Raw genomic sequence first — 3390 nt, 5'->3', positions numbered from 1 at the left:
CGTATCCCTGCGGACGCCCACCCAATGGACGTGATGCGCACCGGTTGTTCGTTCCTAGGCAACATCGAGCCGGAAGACGATTTCTCGCAAGCGGACGAAAAAATTGAGCGTTTGCTCGCCGCATTCCCTAGTATTTTGTTGTACTGGTACCGTTTCAGTCATGACGGCGTGCGCATTGAAACGCAAACTGACGACGACTCGATTGGCGCGCATTTCTTGCATTTGTTGCACGACAAAGCGCCCAACGAACTGCACACAGCGGTCATGAACACCTCACTGATTTTGTATGCAGAGCACGAGTTTAACGCGTCGACCTTTACTGCGCGCGTATGTGCTTCAACCTTGTCGGATATCTTCTCGTGTGTGACGGGCGCGATCGGTTCACTGCGTGGTCCATTGCATGGCGGCGCGAACGAAGCGGCGATGGAACTGATTGAGAACATGAAAGACGCGGATGACGCTGAGCAAACCCTGATGGGCATGCTTGAGCGCAAAGAAAAAATCATGGGCTTCGGTCATGCGATTTATAGCGAATTCGATCCACGTAACGACATCATCAAAGAATGGTCAGAGAAATTGGCCCAAGAGTTTGGTGACAGCCGCTTGTATGATGTGTCAGTGCGTTGTGAAGAAGTGATGTGGCGGGAGAAGAAATTGTTCCCGAATGCGGACTTCTTCCACGCGTCGGCGTATCACTACATGGGTATTCCAACCAAACTGTTCACGCCAATTTTCGTTATGTCACGGGTGACCGGCTGGACTGCTCACGTGAAAGAGCAGCGTGCCAACAACCGGATTATCCGCCCAAGCGCGGATTACACCGGTCCAGGCCCACGCCCAGTGCCAGCACTAAACGAGCGCTAAAACAGTCAAGGGAGAAGCGAGCGCTTCTCCCTTTTTTCGCTCAATTCAATTAAACGACTAGTTAGTGGTTGATTATGAATACTGAATATCGCAAACAGCTTCCCGGCACCAATCTGCAATACTTTGACACGCGCGCTGCGGTCGAAGCAATTCAGCCGGGTGCTTATGAAAAATTACCGTACACCTCGCGCATCTTGGCGGAAAACTTAGTTCGTCGCTGCGACCCGAGCACGTTAACGGCATCATTACAGCAAATTATTGAGCGCAAACGGGACTTGGACTTTCCTTGGTTCCCAGCGCGCGTGGTGTGTCATGACATTCTTGGTCAAACGGCATTAGTCGACTTGGCTGGTTTACGCGACGCCATTGCGGCCAAAGGCGGCGATCCGGCGAAAGTAAACCCAGTGGTACCGACGCAGTTGATCGTCGATCACTCGTTGGCGGTTGAACATGCGGGCTTTGAAAAAGACGCGTTTGAAAAGAACCGTGCCATTGAAGATCGCCGTAACGACGACCGTTTCCATTTTATTAATTGGACCAAAACGGCATTTAAGAACGTTGATGTGATTCCACCGGGTAACGGCATCATGCACCAAATCAACTTGGAAAAGATGTCGCCTGTGGTGCAAATTCGTGATGGCATTGCCTTCCCAGATACCTGTGTGGGTACTGACAGTCATACGCCAATGGTCGATGCGCTGGGTGTTATTTCAGTCGGTGTTGGTGGACTCGAAGCCGAAAGCGTGATGCTCGGTCGTGCCTCGTATATGCGCCTGCCAGACATTATTGGTGTCGAGCTGACCGGCAAGCTGCAACCGGGGATCACCGGGACCGACCTCGTCTTGGCTTTGACCGAGTTCTTGCGCCGCGAGCGCGTCGTTGGTGCTTACCTTGAGTTCTATGGCGAAGGTGCAGACAACCTGACCGTCGGTGATCGTGCAACGATTTCGAACATGACACCGGAATACGGTGCAACTGCGGCGATGTTCTACATCGACCAGCAAACCATTGATTACTTGACCTTGACCGGCCGCGACGAGAAGCAGGTTGCTTTAGTCGAAGCGTATGCGAAAGAAACCGGTTTATGGGCTGACAGCTTGAAAACGGCCGAGTACGAGCGGGTGATGACCTTTGATTTAAGCAAAGTGCAACGCAACCTCGCTGGGCCATCGAACCCACACGCTTTGCTGCCAGCGTCTGAACTCGCTGCGCGTGGAATCTCGGGCAAAGTTGAGAACGAAGAAGGCAAAATGCCTGACGGCGCCTGTATTATTGCCGCGATCACCAGCTGTACCAATACCTCAAACCCACGCAACATGATTGCCGCGGGCTTGATTGCGCGCAACGCGAATAAGCTGGGTTTGACTCGCAAGCCATGGGTGAAAACCTCGTTAGCACCGGGTTCAAAAACGGTAAAAATGTACCTTGAAGACGCTGAGCTATTGCCAGAACTTGAGCAACTCGGCTTCGGTGTCGTCGCCTTTGCTTGTACAACCTGTAACGGTATGAGCGGTGCATTAGACCCGAAAATCCAAGAAGAAATTATCGAGCGTGACTTATATGCGACCGCAGTGTTGTCGGGTAACCGCAACTTTGACGGCCGTATTCACCCGTATGCGAAGCAAGCTTTCTTGGCGTCACCACCGTTAGTTGTGGCCTACGCCATTGCCGGTACCATTCGTTTTGATATCGAAAAAGATCCATTGGGCTTTGACCAAAACGGCAATCCAGTGACCTTAAAAGATATCTGGCCAAGCGACGAAGAAATCGACGCGATTGTGAAGAAGGCGGTGAAGCCGGAGCAATTCCGTAAGGTCTACGACCCAATGTTCAACATTTCTGTCGACATGGGCGAGAAAACCAACCCATTGTATGACTGGCGCCCACAGAGTACGTATATTCGTCGCCCGCCATATTGGGAAGGTGCACTGGCCAGCGCGAATAGCCTCAAAGGCCTGCGTCCATTAGCGGTTCTTGGTGACAACATCACCACCGACCACTTGTCGCCGTCGAATGCGATTATGGCCGACAGCGCTGCTGGTGAATACCTTGCGAAAATGGGTGTGCCGGAAGAAGACTTTAACTCGTATGCCACGCACCGTGGTGACCACTTAACCGCACAGCGTGCGACGTTTGCCAACCCGAAACTGTTTAACGAAATGGTGAAGGATGACAGCGGCAAAGTGGTACAAGGTTCATTGGCGCGGGTTGAGCCGGAAGGCAAAGTGATGCGCATGTGGGAAGCGATTGAAACCTACATGGAGCGCAAGCAGCCGTTGATTATTATTGCTGGCGCTGACTATGGTCAGGGTTCGTCGCGGGACTGGGCGGCGAAAGGCGTGCGTCTAGCTGGCGTTGAAGCGATTGTTGCTGAAGGCTTCGAGCGTATTCACCGGACCAACTTGATTGGTATGGGTGTGTTGCCGCTTGAGTTCTTAGCGGGCACCACGCGGTTAACGTTGAATCTTGACGGCACCGAAACCTACGACGTTGAAGGTGACATCGCGCCGGGTGCAGAAATGACCT

The 3390-nt window shown here is 52.6% G+C and carries 2 protein-coding genes; both read left to right on the top strand.

Features of this window, described 5'->3' with window-relative positions:
- A partial coding sequence (locus tag J5F18_RS14925; RefSeq protein WP_346299357.1) for a citrate/2-methylcitrate synthase occupies window positions 1-864 on the top strand: 864 nt, incomplete at its 5' end.
- Window positions 865-938: 74 nt separating this feature from the next.
- On the top strand, window positions 939-3390 hold a 2452-nt coding region (gene acnD / locus J5F18_RS14920; RefSeq protein WP_346299356.1), incomplete at its 3' end, for a Fe/S-dependent 2-methylisocitrate dehydratase AcnD.

This window comes from Halomonas sp. BM-2019, assembly GCF_017584085.1.
This window is presented reverse-complemented; position numbering and strand designations above follow the sequence as displayed.